The sequence below is a fragment of the Curtobacterium citreum genome (assembly GCF_006715175.1).
GTDB lineage: Bacteria > Actinomycetota > Actinomycetes > Actinomycetales > Microbacteriaceae > Curtobacterium > Curtobacterium citreum.
Map to the genome: position 1 here is coordinate 162,923 of NZ_VFMQ01000001.1, position 15,106 is coordinate 178,028.

At 68.8% G+C, this 15,106-nt stretch carries 24 protein-coding genes; 11 read left to right on the forward strand and 13 right to left on the reverse strand.

Translation table 11 applies throughout. The features are described from left to right. Positions 1-78: 78 nt before the first annotated feature. Complete coding sequence (locus tag FB462_RS00815) at positions 79-672, forward strand: hypothetical protein (protein WP_141859547.1); 594 nt, start codon at positions 79-81, stop codon at positions 670-672. A gap of 51 nt (positions 673-723) precedes the next feature. On the opposite strand, the gene FB462_RS00820 is transcribed toward FB462_RS00815, so the two are convergent. Together FB462_RS00820 and FB462_RS17880 are read right to left on the reverse strand one after the other, a co-directional pair. Next, positions 724-1,164 (reverse strand): hypothetical protein, encoded by a 441-nt coding sequence (locus tag FB462_RS00820; protein WP_141859549.1) that lies wholly within the window; start codon positions 1,162-1,164, stop codon positions 724-726. Between the two features lie 61 nt (positions 1,165-1,225). Continuing rightward, positions 1,226-1,612 (reverse strand): amidohydrolase family protein, encoded by a 387-nt coding sequence (locus tag FB462_RS17880; protein WP_368075799.1) that lies wholly within the window; start codon positions 1,610-1,612, stop codon positions 1,226-1,228. Between FB462_RS17880 and FB462_RS17885 the strand changes: the two genes are divergently transcribed. The 5 genes from FB462_RS17885 to FB462_RS00850 all read left to right on the forward strand — a co-directional run bounded on the left by FB462_RS17885 (position 1,562) and on the right by FB462_RS00850 (position 5,740). After that, a complete protein-coding gene (locus FB462_RS17885; RefSeq protein WP_368075798.1) occupies positions 1,562-1,846 on the forward strand; it encodes an SbtR family transcriptional regulator in 285 nt (94 codons plus the stop codon). The two genes, FB462_RS17880 and FB462_RS17885, sit on opposite strands and share 51 nt — an antisense overlap. 326 nt (positions 1,847-2,172) lie before the next feature. Beyond that, positions 2,173-2,835, forward strand: a complete 663-nt coding sequence (locus FB462_RS00830; protein WP_141859553.1) for a hypothetical protein — start codon at positions 2,173-2,175, stop codon at positions 2,833-2,835. Continuing rightward, positions 2,835-3,050, forward strand: coding sequence for a helix-turn-helix domain-containing protein (locus FB462_RS00835; protein ID WP_141859555.1), 216 nt, complete (start codon positions 2,835-2,837; stop codon positions 3,048-3,050). The genes FB462_RS00830 and FB462_RS00835 overlap by 1 nt, the downstream gene beginning before the upstream one ends. A gap of 310 nt (positions 3,051-3,360) precedes the next feature. Next, positions 3,361-4,053: a DUF6766 family protein gene (locus FB462_RS00845; RefSeq protein WP_058743344.1), complete on the forward strand. Its 693-nt coding sequence runs from the start codon at positions 3,361-3,363 to the stop codon at positions 4,051-4,053. A gap of 646 nt (positions 4,054-4,699) precedes the next feature. Next, positions 4,700-5,740, forward strand: a complete 1,041-nt coding sequence (locus FB462_RS00850) for an alpha-L-arabinofuranosidase C-terminal domain-containing protein (protein ID WP_244289123.1) — start codon at positions 4,700-4,702, stop codon at positions 5,738-5,740. A gap of 533 nt (positions 5,741-6,273) precedes the next feature. On the opposite strand, the gene FB462_RS00855 is transcribed toward FB462_RS00850, so the two are convergent. Beyond that, positions 6,274-7,269, reverse strand: coding sequence for a helix-turn-helix transcriptional regulator (locus tag FB462_RS00855; RefSeq protein ID WP_141859557.1), 996 nt, complete (start codon positions 7,267-7,269; stop codon positions 6,274-6,276). Then, on the reverse strand, positions 7,266-7,484 hold the full coding sequence (locus tag FB462_RS00860; protein WP_141859559.1) for a hypothetical protein: 219 nt from the start codon (positions 7,482-7,484) through the stop codon (positions 7,266-7,268). Before FB462_RS00860 ends, FB462_RS00855 begins: the two co-directional genes overlap by 4 nt. A gap of 238 nt (positions 7,485-7,722) precedes the next feature. On the opposite strand from FB462_RS00860, the gene FB462_RS00865 reads away from it, so the two are divergent. Next, entirely contained in the window at positions 7,723-8,400 is a 678-nt protein-coding gene (locus FB462_RS00865) for a GAF and ANTAR domain-containing protein (RefSeq protein WP_141859561.1), read from the forward strand. After that, positions 8,397-9,137: a GAF and ANTAR domain-containing protein gene (locus FB462_RS00870; protein ID WP_141859563.1), complete on the forward strand. Its 741-nt coding sequence runs from the start codon at positions 8,397-8,399 to the stop codon at positions 9,135-9,137. Before FB462_RS00865 ends, FB462_RS00870 begins: the two co-directional genes overlap by 4 nt. Positions 9,138-9,140: 3 nt before the next feature. Here FB462_RS00870 and FB462_RS00875 read toward each other — a convergent pair whose 3' ends face one another. Next, on the reverse strand, positions 9,141-9,443 hold the full coding sequence (locus FB462_RS00875) for a GrpB family protein (RefSeq protein ID WP_141859565.1): 303 nt from the start codon (positions 9,441-9,443) through the stop codon (positions 9,141-9,143). Between FB462_RS00875 and FB462_RS00880 the strand changes: the two genes are divergently transcribed. Further along, a complete protein-coding gene (locus FB462_RS00880; protein ID WP_141859567.1) occupies positions 9,442-9,711 on the forward strand; it encodes an MFS transporter in 270 nt (89 codons plus the stop codon). The two genes, FB462_RS00875 and FB462_RS00880, sit on opposite strands and share 2 nt — an antisense overlap. A gap of 127 nt (positions 9,712-9,838) precedes the next feature. On the opposite strand, the gene FB462_RS17145 is transcribed toward FB462_RS00880, so the two are convergent. After that, the gene (locus tag FB462_RS17145; RefSeq protein ID WP_114849217.1) at positions 9,839-10,120 is read right to left on the reverse strand and encodes a hypothetical protein; all 282 of its coding nucleotides are present in this window, start codon (positions 10,118-10,120) and stop codon (positions 9,839-9,841) included. Between the two features lie 64 nt (positions 10,121-10,184). Next, positions 10,185-10,511, reverse strand: coding sequence for a hypothetical protein (locus FB462_RS00885; protein WP_114849216.1), 327 nt, complete (start codon positions 10,509-10,511; stop codon positions 10,185-10,187). Between the two features lie 158 nt (positions 10,512-10,669). On the opposite strand from FB462_RS00885, the gene FB462_RS17150 reads away from it, so the two are divergent. After that, positions 10,670-10,828: a hypothetical protein gene (locus FB462_RS17150; protein ID WP_022904489.1), complete on the forward strand. Its 159-nt coding sequence runs from the start codon at positions 10,670-10,672 to the stop codon at positions 10,826-10,828. Positions 10,829-10,840: 12 nt separating this feature from the next. Here the strand turns inward: FB462_RS17150 and FB462_RS00890 are convergent, their stop codons facing one another. Then, positions 10,841-11,257 (reverse strand): nuclear transport factor 2 family protein, encoded by a 417-nt coding sequence (locus tag FB462_RS00890; protein WP_022904490.1) that lies wholly within the window; start codon positions 11,255-11,257, stop codon positions 10,841-10,843. On the opposite strand from FB462_RS00890, the gene FB462_RS00895 reads away from it, so the two are divergent. After that, a complete protein-coding gene (locus tag FB462_RS00895) occupies positions 11,250-11,615 on the forward strand; it encodes a hypothetical protein (protein ID WP_141859569.1) in 366 nt (121 codons plus the stop codon). The genes FB462_RS00890 and FB462_RS00895 overlap by 8 nt on opposite strands. A gap of 114 nt (positions 11,616-11,729) precedes the next feature. Here FB462_RS00895 and FB462_RS00900 read toward each other — a convergent pair whose 3' ends face one another. The 5 genes from FB462_RS00900 to FB462_RS00920 all read right to left on the reverse strand — a co-directional run bounded on the left by FB462_RS00900 (position 11,730) and on the right by FB462_RS00920 (position 15,087). Further along, complete coding sequence (locus FB462_RS00900; protein ID WP_022906758.1) at positions 11,730-11,957, reverse strand: hypothetical protein; 228 nt, start codon at positions 11,955-11,957, stop codon at positions 11,730-11,732. A 369-nt stretch (positions 11,958-12,326) separates the two neighbouring features. Beyond that, a complete protein-coding gene (locus tag FB462_RS00905; protein WP_141859571.1) occupies positions 12,327-12,848 on the reverse strand; it encodes a GNAT family N-acetyltransferase in 522 nt (173 codons plus the stop codon). After that, entirely contained in the window at positions 12,845-13,240 is a 396-nt protein-coding gene (locus tag FB462_RS00910) for an arsenate-mycothiol transferase ArsC (RefSeq protein WP_141859573.1), read from the reverse strand. The genes FB462_RS00905 and FB462_RS00910 overlap by 4 nt, the downstream gene beginning before the upstream one ends. A gap of 12 nt (positions 13,241-13,252) precedes the next feature. Continuing rightward, on the reverse strand, positions 13,253-14,650 hold the full coding sequence (locus FB462_RS00915) for an FAD-dependent oxidoreductase (RefSeq protein WP_022906755.1): 1,398 nt from the start codon (positions 14,648-14,650) through the stop codon (positions 13,253-13,255). Between the two features lie 20 nt (positions 14,651-14,670). Beyond that, positions 14,671-15,087, reverse strand: coding sequence for an arsenate reductase ArsC (locus FB462_RS00920; RefSeq protein ID WP_141863187.1), 417 nt, complete (start codon positions 15,085-15,087; stop codon positions 14,671-14,673). Between the last annotated feature and the right edge of the window lie 19 nt (positions 15,088-15,106).

The window sequence follows — 15,106 nt, forward strand, 5'->3', positions numbered from 1 at the left end:
CCGTTGGCCGATCCGTCACCGGACGGTTGCTCGCCTAGAGTTATAAGACTCCGAAACTCCGGGTGCGAGGATCACACCATGCCCGTTCGGTCTCTCGACAAGCTCGAAGACGCCACCTTCGACGTCACCGCCGCAAGAGTCGTCAGCGGAGAGTTCATGCTGCACAGGTCCGTCGTCGAGCACGACACGAGCGCCGGGACAGTTCGACTTCCCGTCACGCTGACCGTGCCCGATGCGGTGAGCGTCGTCGTTGATGTCGCCGACGGAATAGGCGAACTCATCCTCGAGACCGTCGACGTGACCGCGTCGGCGGTGACGCTCCAAGGCGTCAGCCCGTGCACGGTCGTCGTGACCACGGCCGTGCAGAGCCAGGTACTGCTTGACGTCAGCACGACTCCTGTCGCGGTCCGCCGTTGGTGGCGATGGCGGCCGTGGGACGGAACCACGCCGGTCATCCTCGACCACCGCGCCGTGTCGAGACGCCTCCGGGAGAACGCTTGCCCCGCGTGTACACACCCGTGGGACGAACACCCCACCGAACGAGACACGACTGGCGCGACGTGCGGCGAATGCGACTACGAGCTGGAGCACGGCGAACTCCCTCGCGGCCGGGCGGTCTGCACGGCGCAGATACCGCAGCAACTCATCGAGCCAGAGCCATCCGATCTGTGATGCGAGCTTCATCGCAGGACGGACGTGCCAACTGCCCCGTTGAGCGATCGGCTATCGTGCGCTCCTCGCTCGCTTCCACTCGGCTAGATCGAGAAAGTGAAAGTGAGTCCCGTACTCGTTCGGGCTCTCCGCGGGGTCGACCCGCTCGACGCTGAACAGCACGCCGTGCAGCAAGAACGTCCCGCCCGCGAGTTCCTCAAACCCATCCGCCTCGAACGGGAACCCGTCACTGATGCCGTAGCTCAGCGCCCCATCCGGCCAAGCGAGGTGAGTGTCGAAGTCCCAGAAGTCGACGTACCAGTCACCGACGAGCCGGGGCCGGACCCACCGCCTGTTCCACCATGGCCCTTCCACCTCGTACGCGTGATCGGGGCGCACGGACAGATAGCCAGCGAGATCAGATGGAGCATCTGGAAGGTGGAGCTTGTACAGCCCTGCCTCGACATTCGTGGGTAGCGACGGTGCGGGCTCCTTGGATGGACAGAACAACACGCTCGAAGAGTATCCGTCGTCGTAGCGAGCAGCTCTCGCTGCCGTCTCAGTGGACGATTGGCTATCGAGACCCCTCCTGGTGGTTCAGCACTTCGCCGGCGAGGATGCTGACGGTCGGGTGGGCGCCGGCGAGTGCTTCGTCGGGGGCGTGGTGCAGGTCGACCGGGTAGACGGCGAAGTCTGCTGGTGCTCCGACGGTGATCTTTCCTGTCAGGTCGTGTCCGAGGAGCTCCGCGCCGGCGCGTGTGTAGAGCTCGAGCGCCTCGTCTCTGGTGCATGCGTGCTCTGCGCCGAGGATCCCGAGCGTCGTACGTCGGGTCGCGCGGACGATGCCGTTCGATCCGCCGGCGAGCAGGCCGACGGGCGCTCTCGCGTGCGAACGCTGCTCGAGACGTACATGGCCAGCGCCGCAGAGGACGGTGCGCTGCGTGCTGCACTGCGGGGCCACGCAACAGAACTCGGCAACGAGGTCCGCCTCGCGATCGAGGAGTCGGAGGGGCCGATCGACACCCTCATCGCCGCCGACCATGCCGAGGGGTCGGTCCGTGATGACTTCTCGTTCGCCGACTTTCGAGCAGTCTGTGCCGCAGTCGTATCCGTCATGACCCCGCCCGCACCCACAGACGCATGGCATCGGGTTCTCACCCTGGTGCTTACCGGGCTCCGGCCACCGTCTCACTGATCCTCAGCTCGCGCCAGCTTCCTACGCCAGCCCCTGAACCTGGGGTGTCAGACACGGTTTCCAACCTGTCCGGTAGGGGATCGGCTATCGAGACGGGCTGCGGGGTCGACCTGAGTGTCTCGATGTCGCGGCAAGAAGTGGTTGCGCTGCCGCGAGTGGAAGGGTGAGCAGGCCCAAGACCAGCCAGGTTCCGGCGACGTCGAGGTGGGCGAGGAGTTGCGTCCCGACGATGGCGCCGAGCGCCGCTACGATGCCCCAACTCACGCCGTACACCGACATGTAGCGGCCGCGTCCGCCTGCATAACGAAATTCGTTATGCTGTCGACATGTCACTTCCAGATGAGCGAGCAACTGCGCTCCGCCAGAAGAGTTCGATCAGCTTCGTGTTCGTCGTGTCCCTCGGCACGATCGTCGTCTCCGCCGTGCGTGCGTGGTTCATCGTCGCTGGGATGGTCGACCAGCTTGCGCACCGCGCAACCGGCATCGATTGGACCTGGTCGCTGGAGTCCCCGATCCACCAGTCGGCGATTGAGACTGATGGGGCAGAGGTTGTCGCCGGGACAGCGCCGGCGGTCACGGAAATGATCGGACGAGTACGCGACCTCCCGGCGGCCACGATTGTGTTCCACAGCCTTGGCGAACTCACCGCGGTCCTCACCACCGCGGGTATTGCAGTGTGTCTGCTGCTCGTCACGCGCAGCATCGGCAGCGGGCGTCCATTCGCGCGCGCCTGCTCGCGCGCCCTTGTCACCCTCGCCGTGATTGTGGCCGTCGGCTTCGAAGCCGCCGCGATCCTCGAGCTGGTGAGCCAGTTGACCCAACCGGACATCGCCGTTGCGCTGCCGGACTTCACCGGAACATACATCGGTCATGCTCCCCAGCTCGGAGCACCGTTCTGGCCGATTTTCGCCGCCGCAGGTCTTGCAGCACTCGCTGCCGTGTTCCGGACGGCTGCCGGATATCGGGATGACGCATCTGGGCTGGTCTGATGGCGATCGCCTGCCGGCTCGACGAACTCCTCACCATCCGCGGTATGACACTCGTAGAGCTTTCGGAGCACGTCGGCGTCAGCACCGTCAACCTGTCGATCCTGAAGAACGGACACGCGAAGGCCGTCCGGTTCAGCACGCTCGAAGCGATCTGCATCGCTCTCGAGTGTCAGGTCGGTGAGCTGCTCATTCAGGTACCAGACGCCGCAGCATGAGCTGTCGTGTTGTCTCAGTAGTGGATCGGCTATCGGGCACAGGAGTGGCGATTTCTGCTCGTTGCGCTGGCGCTAGCAAGCCGTGGTGCTGGGCTGAAGTTGCCCGTACGCCGCATCCTCTACTGGTTCAAACCACTCCGTTCGGACGTCTTTGCCGGGGGTGACGAACGCGATGTGGGAGAACCAGGTGTCGGCTTTCGCGCCGTGCCAGTGTCGTGTGCCCGCGCGCACCGTGTCCCCTCCTGCACCGACGATCGGGCCGACCGCAGTACGGTCGGGCCCGTCCGGACGACGACGGGAGGCCGAGCTGATGAGTGTGCTGCTCCGGGATCGACCCGGCGAATGGACGTGGGCCCGCCGGAACGGACTGTTCCTCGCGAACGCCATCGTCTTCCTGCTGTGCTTCGTCGGCATGGTGCTCGCGGGGTGGCGGGTGTCCGTGCACGACGCGCTGCTGCACCGTCAGGCGGTCGAGTCGCTGTGGGGGTTCCTCACGAGCGGCGACTTCGCCGAGGCGACGTTCGAGAACTGGGAGAGCGAGTTCCTCCAGATGGGGTCCTACGTGGTGCTCACGACGTTCCTCTTCCAGAAGGGGTCGAGCGAGTCGAAGCCGCTCGACGACGACGCACCGCAGGACGCCGATCCCCGGGAGCAATCGGGCGAACACCGCGCTCCGTGGCCGGTCCGTCGCGGCGGCGTGGCGCTCGTGCTGTACGAGAACTCGCTGCTGCTGCTCTTCGCCGTGCTCTTCGTCGGCAGCATCGTCGGGCACGTCATCGGCGGTGCCGCTGCGTACAACGAGGAGCAGGTCGAGCACGGCGGCGCGGTCGTGACCGGCTGGCAGTACCTCGGAACGTCGCAGTTCTGGTTCGAGTCGATGCAGAACTGGCAGTCCGAGTTCCTCGTCATCACGGTGATGGTGGTCGCGACGGTCTGGCTGCGCCAGCGGGGTTCGAGCCAGTCCAAGCCGGTAGCGGCCCCCGACACCCAGACCGGCGACTGACCTGGCTCGGTACCGCCGCCGCCGCACCAGCCGGGCCCGCGGTCAGTCCGCCAGCAGGAACGCCGCGAACCGGTCGATCGTGCGCAGGGCCTCGGCGGTGCCGTCGTCGTTGAGATGTCCGTGGAAGGTCCCCGGCTCGACCGCGTACACCACCGGTACCCCGGCGGCACGCAGCTCCCGGTGAACGCCGCGCCGCTCGCCCGCAGGTCGTCACGCTCGGAGTCGACGATGCAGGTCGGCGTTTGTCCACCGAACCCGCGTACGGAGACTTCTTCCGCCCCACTGAGCACAAGCTCGACGACGGACGGCCGACCAGCGCTGGTCGGCCGTTCGTCGTCTCAGTGGGCTATCGCTAACCAAGACGGCGACGTTGATCTGTGGACATGAACGCTGCTAGCGATCGACGACTGGTCCGATGAGGGGAAGGTGGCAACGATGCCGTTCACCGCCCCTCGTGGACTGTTCCCCACGAAGCCTGCGCCCGAGCTTGTCGGACCGCGGCCGATCCCTCCCGGAGTCATGGCAACGCAGCACTGAGCTGACCAGCAAGGGTCAGCCTTCCTCGCCGCGAGCGTTCTGCTCGCGTGCTTCTGCATGCCCGCGCCGTCGCCCAGCGGCGGCGCGCTGACTTCACGGGAACATCTCCATGCTCTTCGCCCCTGCCCGATTCCGGGCTTCACTCGCGAACCTGCGCGAACACCGCTTCGTCACGTTCGCGGTGCTGACCGACACCATCGGCGCCGGCCTCACGCTGCCGCTGACGATCGTCTACTTCACCATCACCACCGACGTGCCCCTGGCGGTCATCGGTGTCCTCTCGACCGTCGCATCACTAGTCGCCCTCCCCATCGGACTCGTCGGCGGGCTCCTCGAGCAGGCGTACGACGACGTCGACTACATCTCGGCCCACGCGTACTACGAGGAAGAGGGCGACATGTCCTCGTTCCTGGCGTCCGGCGTGAACATGGACCACTTCATCGACACGGTCACGACCGCCGCCGACCACGTCAAGGCGCACAAGAAGTCCGACAAGCGGATCGACATCTCGTTCGACGAATGGAACGTCTGGTCGCTCAGCAAGTGGAACGAGCAGCAGAAGACCTTCGAGCTCCAGGACTGGCCGGTCGCGCCGCGCCTCCTCGAGGACGTCTACACCGTCGCGGACGCGGTCGTCGTCGGCGGCCTCCTCATCACGCTGCTCCGCCACGCCGACCGCGTCGCGTCGGCGAGCCTCGCGCAGCTCGTCAACGTGATCGGCCCGATCATGACCGAGCCCGGCGGGCCGGCCTGGCGCCAGACCACGTTCTTCCCGTTCTCGCTCACGTCGCGCCTGGCGAACGGCACGTCGCTGCAGGTGAAGGCCTCCGGTGACACCGTCGACGGCGGCAAGCACGGCGAGGTCCCGGTCGTCGACTCGGCCGCCACGGTCGAGGACGGCAAGGCGGCGGTGTTCCTCGTGAACCGCCACCAGACCGAGACCACCACGGTCACGATCGACCTGGCCGGCCTGCAGGTCGACGGTGACGTCCGTGCCGAGGGCGTCTGGGACGACGACGTGCACGCCGTCAACGACCTCGGGAACCGCGAGCGCGTCGGGCTGCGGACGAACGACACGGTCCGTCGCGACGGCGACACGATCACCATCGAGCTGCCGCCGGTCTCCTGGACCGCGGTGTCGATCGGCTGAGCTCCGCCGGCTCCGGCCGGCGGTCGAGCGCCTCGGCGAGCGCCACGGTGAGCGTCGAGTGAGCACGGGAGGGCGTCGGTCCGCGTGAGCGGGTCGGCGCCCTCCCGCTGTCCGTCGGACCGCTCGCGACCCGGCACAGGACGGACGGGAGGATCGTGGCGGGGCCGCCACGATCCTCCCGTGGCGGGGCCCGGTCCCCGCACCGGGCCCCGCGCACGCGGCGGACGTGCCTGCAGTGCGGGGCATGACGGGGACGGAGGAGCCGGACGGAGCGGGACAGCTCGGGCCGTTCCAGGACGACTTCGTCGCGTCGATGGCAGCCTGGACACCGTCGGGGGACGCCGGTCCCGAGCCCGGTTCGTCCGCAGGACGAAAGATCCGGTGACCGGCGGTTGACGTCTGCCGTCGGTCCGGTCATCCTCGGAGCACGGCAGCGTTGCGGTGGTGGATCAGGTCCCCGTGACGCGGGGTCGGTGCCTGTTCGGGTCAGGTCGCCCCGGTGACCGCGACCGACCGGGTCGCGGTCACCGCCGTCACCGCCGCAGCGTCTGTCGCGGGTACTCGCCGACCGCGCGGAGGTACTCGCCCGCGAACCGGCCGAGGTGTGCGAAGCCCCACCGCCGGGCGACCTCCTGCACGCTCGTCGTCGCCGGGTCCGACCGTCGGAGTTCGATGCGCACCCGCTCGAGACGGACGCGGCGCACGTAGTTCATCGGGGTCGTGTCGAGGTCCCGCTGGAACGCCTCCTGCACCGCGCGGATGCTGAGGCCGGCGGCGTCCGCGATGTCGGCGACGGAGAGCGGACGGTTGAGGTGCTCGTGCACGAACTCCACCGCTGCCCGCAGACGGGCCTTCCGGGGCAGGAGCACGACCGCCGGCAGCTCGGGCGCCGCCGGGGGGTACAGGTCGAGGAAGGCCGAGGCGGCCTCGCGCGTGAGCGTGTGCCAGAGGAGCGTTCCGACGCCGTGCCGGAGCTCCTGCGCGAGGAGCGTCATCTGCCGGCGCCAGCGCGCGACGGCCTCGGCGTCGAGCTCGCGGAGGTGGTCGAGCGCGAGGTCCGTCACCTGCCCGGTGTGGAACCGCTCCGCGGACACCTCGTGCACGAGGTCGCGGGACAGGTGCACGAGCCGCTGGTCGTAGTCCTCGTACGCGAACACGAACTCGCGGTCGCTCGGGAACAGCATCGGCGTGCCGATGCGCATCGGGACGCCGTCCTGGCGGACGTCCGGCACCCCCGTCCCCTCGGTGAGCCACTGCACGACGTAGTCGTCGGTGTGCGGGATCGCGCCGCGGATGGCCCCGGTGATCCGGGACCGTCGGAGGGTGACGGCGGCGTCGCCGACCGCGGTGTAGCGGTAGGTGAACGGCTGCTCGGTGGCGTGGGCGGACCAGCCCCGGCCGCCGTACAGGCCCCCGACCTCGTGGACGACGCCCTCCGGCTGCGTCCCGGCGGCCTCGAGCCGGACAGCGTGGGGTGTGGGCGTCCCGTCCGCCGGGACGGGACGTGCTCCGGCGTCGACGGCGGTCATCGTGTCGCCTCGAAGAAGTCGGCGTACGAGGGCTCGGAGCCGGAGCCGGCGGCCCGGAGCCGCACCACGGCGGCGAGTGCGGACGGATCGGCGAGACCGGCCCGCCGTCGCCACTCGGCCGCCGTCACCGGTAGCGCATCGGGCCGGATCGGCGGTGCGTAGGTCGTGCGGGTCTTCGGCCCGCGGCCGAGGACGTCGGTCGCGGTGTGCATCATCTGGACCACCCCTGCATGGCTCGGAGGACGTGTGGACGTTCCGGCTGCCGGGGTCTGGGGCTGCTCGTCGCCACCGTAGGACACGGGCGCTCGACGTGTCGACAGTTCGGGCTCCGTGACCGGGCGGACGATCCAGGTTGCGCGGCCGACGTCGTCCTCCGGGCGGCGCGTGGCGAGGTCCGGGGGTCGGTCGCTACCGTGGGGCGACCGACCGACGTGCGACGAGAGGACCGACGGGGTGACGCACACCGCTGACGACCTCGCCGCTCCGTACACGGTGCTCCCGGTCGACGGTGTGGCGATCTCCACGCTGGCGTCCCCGCTCGGTGCCGAGACCGTGGCAGCGAGCAACGCGTTCGCCGCGCGGCTCGACGAGATCCAGCTCGACCTGGGCGAGGGGCCGATCTGGCAGGCGGTCCGGGACCGGCACCCGGTGCTCCGTCCCGAGCTCGGTGCCACCGGTCCGGACGAGTGGCCCACCGCGCTTGCGGCGCTCCGTGCGGCCGGGACCGGCGCGGTGTACGCCTTCCCGATGCACGTCGGTACCCTCACCGTCGGGACCGTCGGCCTCTACGCCACCCTCGGTTCGACGCTCTCCACGGCGGACGCGCCGGGCATCGAAGGACTCGCCGGGCGCACCGCCCGACTCGTCCTCGCGCGCGGCCTGCAGCGGGCGGTCGACGAACGACCGGGGGAGTGGTCCTCGGGACCGTGGTCCCGCCGCGAGGTCCACCAGGCGGCCGGCATGGTCGCCGCGCAGACGGGGACCACCCCGGACGACGCGCTGCTGCTCCTCCGGGCGTCCGCCTTCGCGAGCGGGCAGAGTGTCCTGCAGGTGTCCGCGCGGGTCCTCGAACGCGAGATCGACTTCGGTGATCCGTCGGGAACGGACGCACCGGGAAGGAACACGCCATGACCGAGGACCGAGAGCGTCGGCTCATCGACGCCTTCCTCACGGCCACGGGCACGCTCGTCGGCGACTACGACGTGGTCGAGATGCTGCAGACGCTGATCGACGACATCCAGGAGCTGTTCGACGTCGACGCGGTCGGCATCATGCTCGCGAACCAGCAGCAGGAGCTCGAGGTCGTGGTCTCGACGAGCGAGGCGAGCGCCCTGCTCGGCGTCCTGCAGCTCGAGGCCGGCGAGGGACCGTGCGTCGAGTCCTACGAGACCGGTCGGACCGTCTGGGTCGCGGACCTCGAGGACATGCGCCGCCGGTGGGCACGGTTCGCCGAGGAGTCGGAACGCGCCGGGTTCGCCTCGGTGCACTCGGTCCCGCTGCGCAGTCGGGAGGCCGTGCTCGGCTCGATGAACCTGTTCCGCATCGAGCCGGGGCGCCTCAACGAGCAGGACGCGGTGGCGGCGCGGGCGCTGACGGACGTCGCGACGATCAGCATCCTGCAGCAGCGCGACGCGGACCAGGCCGCCCGGACGCAGCAGCAGCTGCAGCAGGCGTTGGACAGCCGGGTCGCGATCGAGCAGGCCAAGGGCTTCCTGGCGCACACGCACCGCGTCGACCTCGACACCGCGTTCGCGATGCTGCGTGCGCACGCCCGGTCGCACGGGCTGCTGCTGCAGGACGTCGCCCGTGCCGTGACCGAGCGACGGCTGGACCTCGCGCAACCGGAGTCGGCGGACACCCGCCGCTGACGATCACCGGGTCCGTGCCGCCCGGGCGCGGTCCTTGATCGCCTCGATCACCTCGGTCTTGGCATCGGCGTACGCGTTCATGTCGTCCCAGCTGCGGGTCATCAGCGTCCGCTTGACGTCCTCGTACCGCTGGCGGTCCGCGGCGTCCCGGCGGAGGTGGTCCCGGAGCAGCAGGTACGCGTCGAGCGCGGGCGCGCCGTGCTCGTACACGTGGACGTGCACGTCCCGCTCCGGGGTCCGGACGAGCCGGTGCCCGGGCTCGCGGACGCGCAGCTCGTAGCCGGCGGCCAGGAGCGGCTCGGACATGATCTACCTGCCCGCGGCGAACGCGGTCATGGCCGAAGCTCCGCACCCGCGAATTCGCGGTCGAGCAATCGGGGTGTTCCAGACCGCGAGCTCAATCGGCATGGCGTTGTTCCCGCTCACCCTGGGCCTGTTGGACTCACGAACGCCGTGGCTGCTGTGGCTCATCGCTACATGCGTGTTCGTCGCTGCCGCGTGGGCCTGGCGCGAAGCAGTACGAGGCCTGCCGCAACGAGTGCGAGTTGCCGAGCTGACTGACGTCGACGCGTGAGAGGCGCTTGGCCGGACCTAACCGAGTCCGGCCAAGCACCGTCTCGATAGCCGATCGGCTACCGAGACAACGGTCCGCCTTCGCTGACCGAGCTCAAGATGAGAACCGGCGGGCACACTGGCACGTCCTAGGACTCCCGCCCGGCGACGTTCGTTTCCCAGTGTGCGAACACGATTGAGTCGCCCAGACCCAGTTCCCGAGCAATCGCCCCGGCCAGACGCTCACCCTTGAGTCGCTGCTCATCGCAAGTCCGTGTATCGGGCCAGCCAGTCTCGTAGGAGTACAGCGAATTGAATGTGGCAGCCCATTGGCGAATGTCTGCCTCGAGCCACGCCGGTAGCTGCGGCTCCCCATCCGGCGCTCCGCCGTCGTCCCGCCAGAGCGGCCAGTCGGCGCTGTAGTCGTTCATGAGTCGATAGCGCACCTTCACAGGATCGCACGGGCGCCTGCAACATGTCCCGATGGCGGATCGGCTACCGGTCTGCCGAACGCTGCTCGCCCTCGGGCAGAAGATGCCCGATGGCTCGTAGGACGTCGCCCAGCCAAACGAGTTCCCAGTTCAACGTCCGGTCGGCGGCCGGCGCTGACGTCAGGTTGTCCCACGACTCGGTCAGCTGCCCGATCGTGGCCTCGGGTGGATTGCTCGACACGTCGTACAGGCCCGGAGCGGGCAACGAGTAGAAGTAGTCCTCACGCAGCACGACCGACTCCCCGTTCGCATGTTCGACGTGCTGAAGGATCCGATCGAACACGAGACGGAGATCAGTCACCGGGATCTGAAGACCGTTCCACTCAGGCATCCCACGAACATGGCGCAGAGGGGCTGTCTCGTCAACCGATCGTTCATCGGACGGAGGGCGGAAGTTCGGCGCGATCCGCCCAAAGAACGAGTCCTCCTTTAGGCGGAACGGCGTGCCATCGGCCGTTGCGACGCTTCGTGCCGCCGTACCGTGATCCCATGAGGAAACGGTTGCTCGTGTTCAGCCCCCCTGCCGGCGCGCTCGTGTTGTTGGCCGCCTGGTGGGTCACCCAGCGAGCTGGCGTCGTGGATGTAGTCCCGACGCGGGACGACACTTTCCTGACGAACCCGTACGCAGTGCTCGTGATGATCGGGTAGTCGCTCGCTGCTTCATGAACGGGGGTTACCGCCGGCCTGTTGGGCTTCCCAAGCAGTTCGAATGGGATCGGTGTCGTACACGATGTGCAGGTGTTGAATCCGGGCTTCCAGGTCTAGCTCGGCGACGTCAACCACGGAGAACGGTGCAGGGGTGCCGTCCGAGAGCGTCCAATCGAAGTCGAACCAGAACGCAACAGTCGGAGCCGAGTCGTCTGTGCTGACCAAGGTTCGGCGGAGCGTGAGGACGGATGCGGCCGTGTCGGCGAACAATGTCGGGTAGAAGTCGCGGGCGGGCTGCTCCCCGTAAAGCGGTGAGCTCACAATCGCGTCCGGCGTGAACAGGGCGAGCACCGCGTCTACGTCGGCTGATCCGAGAGCTGCGAGGTATGCATCGACGAGCTGTGTGAGGGTCGTTGCGGGGATGGTCATCAGTGATCGCTTTCGGAGGGGTTCGGCCCACAGCAGCTCGGGCCGGGCGACATTCACCAGCTTCCCATCACCAAAGGCGGAAGACGAACTTGGCTCGCTGGGTCCGGTTGACGACCGGCTATCGGTCGCGGGAGCGGCGCTCGGCTCGAACTCGACGTCGCGCGTCCTGCTGATCCGGCAGCGGGTTTCAGCCCATGCTCCCGCGGGCCGCGAGGAAGACGAGCACGGCGACGATAACCAGTACCACCGGCGCAAGGAACTGCAGATTCAGCATCGCTGCCCCTATCGATCGGTCGTGCCGTTTCAGACGTGGGTGGGGCATGGCGAGCAGTTGGCGACAGAGGTGCCGTCCGGTTGACAATCGGCTATTGAGACGACAGGGTGTCGTGTTGAGTCTCGTAGAAGGCACCTCTATCGATACGGGGGAGGGCAGAGCTCTCCTTCCCGAATGAGGGCTCTCGTTTTTCGGCGGCTACTTGTTCCCGAGACGGGCTCGCCGCAGTTCTGCGACGATGCGTGCCCGCTCGGGGTCCTTGGCCAGCGTGCGGTCGTCGATGACGTCCACGACGTGCTTAACCAGCTCCGTGACCTGCTTGCGCAGGAGGAAGCCGAGCACGGGGAGGACGACCGCGATGATGCCGGTCAGGGTGGTGCCGCCGAAGGCCGTCAGCATGTCCACCGTGGTGTCGGTGATGGGCATGTTGCCTCCTTCGGGTTTGGCCGTGTGGCCAGCCCGCTCGTCGTGAGCGGGGGTCTAGAGCGTCGGAAGCCGACGCGAGCGCCCGGTAGGCGCTTAGTACCCCTATGCGCCGAGCGGTCGGCTTGCTGGGTGCTCGCGCGTTGAGGGCATGGAAAAGGCCGGCCCTGACGGGTCCGGCCTGTTCGTGTTGCTCGGGTGCTGCGCTGAGGGCAGAGTCGTTCCGAGCGGTTCCAGCCTACGGTTCGGGCCGGACATGACGAAAGCCAGTCCGATGGACTGGCTTTTTGCGCGCACTAATGACGCATGCCACAGCATAGCGGGTTTTGGAACGTACCTGCAAGCGTGCGGATCGGGGCGTGCCGCTCCTGCTCAGGAACCGGCGCGCGGGCTTCGGCGTTCGACGAGGACGTTGTCGCGCCACTGCCCGGTCCACGGCCCGAACGTCATGAGGCCGATGCGTTCTCGGGTGCCGAGTTCGCGGAACCCGTGGCGGCCGTGGAGGGCTCGGGAGGCGGTGTTCTCGGGGAAGATCCCGGACTGGATGGTCCAGATCCCAGCGGCCTCCGTCGACGCAATGAGCGCGTCGAGGAGCAGGTGTCCGACGCCGCGGCCGCGCGCTGTGGCGGCGACGTACACCGAGTGCTCGACGACGCCCCGATACACCGGCCGGGTGGAGGTCGGGGAGACCGCCACCCAGCCGAGGACCTCGTCGCCGTCGACGGCGACGAACCGGTGCTCGGGCAGCTTGCCGGCGTCGAATGCTTCCCAGCTTGGCGGTTCCGCCTCGAACGTTGCGTTTCCGGTTGCGATGCCCTCTCGGTAGATCGTCTCGACACTGGGCCAGTCGGCGGCGGTCATCGGCCGAACGGTGACCGGGGTGTTGTCGGTCATGGGTGCAGGAGCTCGTCCTGGATGCGGGCGGCGACGGCGTTGCGCATGGGGCGGACGTCGTCGGGGGACCAGGAGTCCGGGTCCGGGAACGACCACTGCAACACCTTCCCGCGAGGTGTCGCGGGCAGGTCGAGGCCGGGCTTCATCAGCACGACGACGTCGGCCTGATCCAGCAGTTCTGGGGTGACCTTCCGCGGGGTTCGGTTGCTGATGTCGAGGCCGAGTTCCGCGACGGTCGCGGCGATCGACGGGTTCACCTCGTCAGCGGGAGCGATGCCGGCGGAGGTGGCGATGTAGCGGTCTGGGGTTGCGAGTTCGAGGAGGGCTGCGCCGAGTTGGGAGCGGCCGGCGTTGTGCTTGCAGATGAACAGCACGGTGGGCTTGTCGGTCATGTGGGGTCCGGTTCAGTTCGTGCAGCAGGAGCTGCTGGCGGGCGGAGCGGCCGGGGCGGGTGCGGCGCAGCACGACGACCCCTCGGACACTGCGGTCGTCGTGGGGACGTCGCAGGAGGATGAGCCGCCGATGTCGGTTGTGCAGACGCCGGTCTCGGGGAGGACGAGCTGCACGTCGCGGGCGGCCTGGTGGTCGCCGGCGAGTTCCGCGGCGATGGAGCGGACCTGCTCGTAGCCGGTGAGGAGCAGGAACGTGGGGGCGCGGCCGTAGGACTTCATCCCGGCGATGAAGAAGTTCGGTTCCGGGTGCGCCAGCTCCGCGACACCGTGCGGGGGGACGGACCCGCAGGAGTGCAGGTTCGGGTCGATCAGTGGCGCGAGCGCGCGGGGTGCTTCGACAATGTCGTCGAGGCCCAAGCGGATCTCGCGGAGCATGTCGAGGTCGGGCCGGAACCCGGTGGCGTTCACCACAACGTCGACCGTGACGGTGAACGGATCCCCGGCACGGCGGCCGGTGACGGTGACCTGGTCGCCGTTCGGGCGGACGTCGTCGATCTCGAATGAGGCAAGCTGCTCGATGTGCCCGGACTCGACGAGGCCGTGCACGTTCGAGCCGAGCTGCCCGCGTGCGGCGAGCCCGTCGGCAGCGTCCGCGCCGAGGCGGGCGGTGCCGGCGTTTCGGATCGCCCACAGCAGCGTCGTGCCGGGTTCGTCCTTGGCGAGGGCGGCGAGCTTGATGAGCGTATTCGCGGCCGAGTGGCCGGCGCCGACGACGAGGACCCGCTTCCCGGCGAATCGTGCCCGGTCCGCGCCGAGCACGTCGGGGAGGGCGTGCACGATGCGGTCGCCGAGGTTCGCGGCGGGTGCGAGGCCGGCGGCGGTGAGCGGATTCGGGGACGTGTACGTGCCGGACGTGTCGACGACCGCGCGGGCGGTGACGTCCTCGACGCCGTCGCTCGTGTGGAGGCGAAGGAGGAACGGGGTGTCGGCGCGGCCGGCGGAACGGGTGCGGTCCATGCCCTGCCGGGACACCGCCTCCACGTGGACCCCGTACCGGATCGCCGGTGCCAGCTCCGGCGTCTGGGCGAGGGGTTCGAGGTACTGGGCGACGAGGTCGTGCCCAGTCGGCAGCGACGACCGGCGGGGCACGGTCCAGCCGGTGGGTTCGAGGAGGCGGCGGGCGGCGTCATTGATGACGTACCGCCACGGGGAGAACAGCCTGGTGTGCCCCCACGCCCGGACGGACGTGCCGACCTGGTCGCCGGCTTCGTAGACGACGGCGGGCAGGCCCTGCTCGAGCAGGTGCGCGGCGGCTGCGAGCCCGACGGGGCCGGCGCCGATGACGGCGACGGGCAGCCCGGTCAAGCGGTCCGCGTCGGCCCGGGGTGGGACGGTGAGGGTGAGCGTCATGGGGGTGGTCCTTCCGGTGGTCAGGCGGATGCTTCGGTGGGCAGCAGCTCGGCCAGGAGCGCTTGCACGCGGGTCTTGATCTCGTCGCGGATCGGGCGGACGTCGTCGATGCCCTTCCCGGCGGGGTCGGTGAGGTCCCAGTCCTCGTACCGCTTGCCGGGGAAGATCGGGCACGCGTCGCCGCAGCCCATGGTGATGACGGCGTCGGAGTCGCGGACGGCGTCGGTGGTGAGGATCTTCGGCCGATTCGCGGCGATGTCGATGCCGTCCTCCGCCATTGCTTCGATCGCGACGGGGTTGATCTGGTCCTTCGGCTCACTGCCCGCGGAGAGGACCTGCACGCGGTCGCCGCCGAGGGCCTGGGCGTAGCCGGCGGCCATCTGGGAGCGGCCGGCGTTGTGGACGCAGACGAACAGGATCGTGGGGGTCGCGGTCATGGCGGTGCTTTCGGTTCGG

Bases quoted from the DNA above. Each gene is read 5' to 3' on its own strand.
- FB462_RS00815 (WP_141859547.1), top strand. From the start codon at position 79: ATGCCCGTTCGGTCTCTCGACAAGCTCGAAGACGCCACCTTCGACGTC.
- FB462_RS17885 (WP_368075798.1), top strand. From the start codon at position 1,562: ATGGCCAGCGCCGCAGAGGACGGTGCGCTGCGTGCTGCACTGCGGGGC.
- FB462_RS00830 (WP_141859553.1), top strand. From the start codon at position 2,173: ATGTCACTTCCAGATGAGCGAGCAACTGCGCTCCGCCAGAAGAGTTCG.
- FB462_RS00835 (WP_141859555.1), top strand. From the start codon at position 2,835: ATGGCGATCGCCTGCCGGCTCGACGAACTCCTCACCATCCGCGGTATG.
- FB462_RS00845 (WP_058743344.1), top strand. From the start codon at position 3,361: ATGAGTGTGCTGCTCCGGGATCGACCCGGCGAATGGACGTGGGCCCGC.
- FB462_RS00850 (WP_244289123.1), top strand. From the start codon at position 4,700: ATGCTCTTCGCCCCTGCCCGATTCCGGGCTTCACTCGCGAACCTGCGC.
- FB462_RS00855 (WP_141859557.1), bottom strand. From the start codon at position 7,269: ATGACCGCCGTCGACGCCGGAGCACGTCCCGTCCCGGCGGACGGGACG.
- FB462_RS00860 (WP_141859559.1), bottom strand. From the start codon at position 7,484: ATGATGCACACCGCGACCGACGTCCTCGGCCGCGGGCCGAAGACCCGC.
- FB462_RS00870 (WP_141859563.1), top strand. From the start codon at position 8,397: ATGACCGAGGACCGAGAGCGTCGGCTCATCGACGCCTTCCTCACGGCC.
- FB462_RS00880 (WP_141859567.1), top strand. From the start codon at position 9,442: ATGATCTACCTGCCCGCGGCGAACGCGGTCATGGCCGAAGCTCCGCAC.
- FB462_RS00875 (WP_141859565.1), bottom strand. From the start codon at position 9,443: ATGTCCGAGCCGCTCCTGGCCGCCGGCTACGAGCTGCGCGTCCGCGAG.
- FB462_RS17145 (WP_114849217.1), bottom strand. From the start codon at position 10,120: ATGAACGACTACAGCGCCGACTGGCCGCTCTGGCGGGACGACGGCGGA.
- FB462_RS00885 (WP_114849216.1), bottom strand. From the start codon at position 10,511: ATGCCTGAGTGGAACGGTCTTCAGATCCCGGTGACTGATCTCCGTCTC.
- FB462_RS17150 (WP_022904489.1), top strand. From the start codon at position 10,670: ATGAGGAAACGGTTGCTCGTGTTCAGCCCCCCTGCCGGCGCGCTCGTG.
- FB462_RS00895 (WP_141859569.1), top strand. From the start codon at position 11,250: ATGGTCATCAGTGATCGCTTTCGGAGGGGTTCGGCCCACAGCAGCTCG.
- FB462_RS00890 (WP_022904490.1), bottom strand. From the start codon at position 11,257: ATGACCATCCCCGCAACGACCCTCACACAGCTCGTCGATGCATACCTC.
- FB462_RS00900 (WP_022906758.1), bottom strand. From the start codon at position 11,957: ATGCCCATCACCGACACCACGGTGGACATGCTGACGGCCTTCGGCGGC.
- FB462_RS00905 (WP_141859571.1), bottom strand. From the start codon at position 12,848: ATGACCGACAACACCCCGGTCACCGTTCGGCCGATGACCGCCGCCGAC.
- FB462_RS00910 (WP_141859573.1), bottom strand. From the start codon at position 13,240: ATGACCGACAAGCCCACCGTGCTGTTCATCTGCAAGCACAACGCCGGC.
- FB462_RS00915 (WP_022906755.1), bottom strand. From the start codon at position 14,650: ATGACGCTCACCCTCACCGTCCCACCCCGGGCCGACGCGGACCGCTTG.
- FB462_RS00920 (WP_141863187.1), bottom strand. From the start codon at position 15,087: ATGACCGCGACCCCCACGATCCTGTTCGTCTGCGTCCACAACGCCGGC.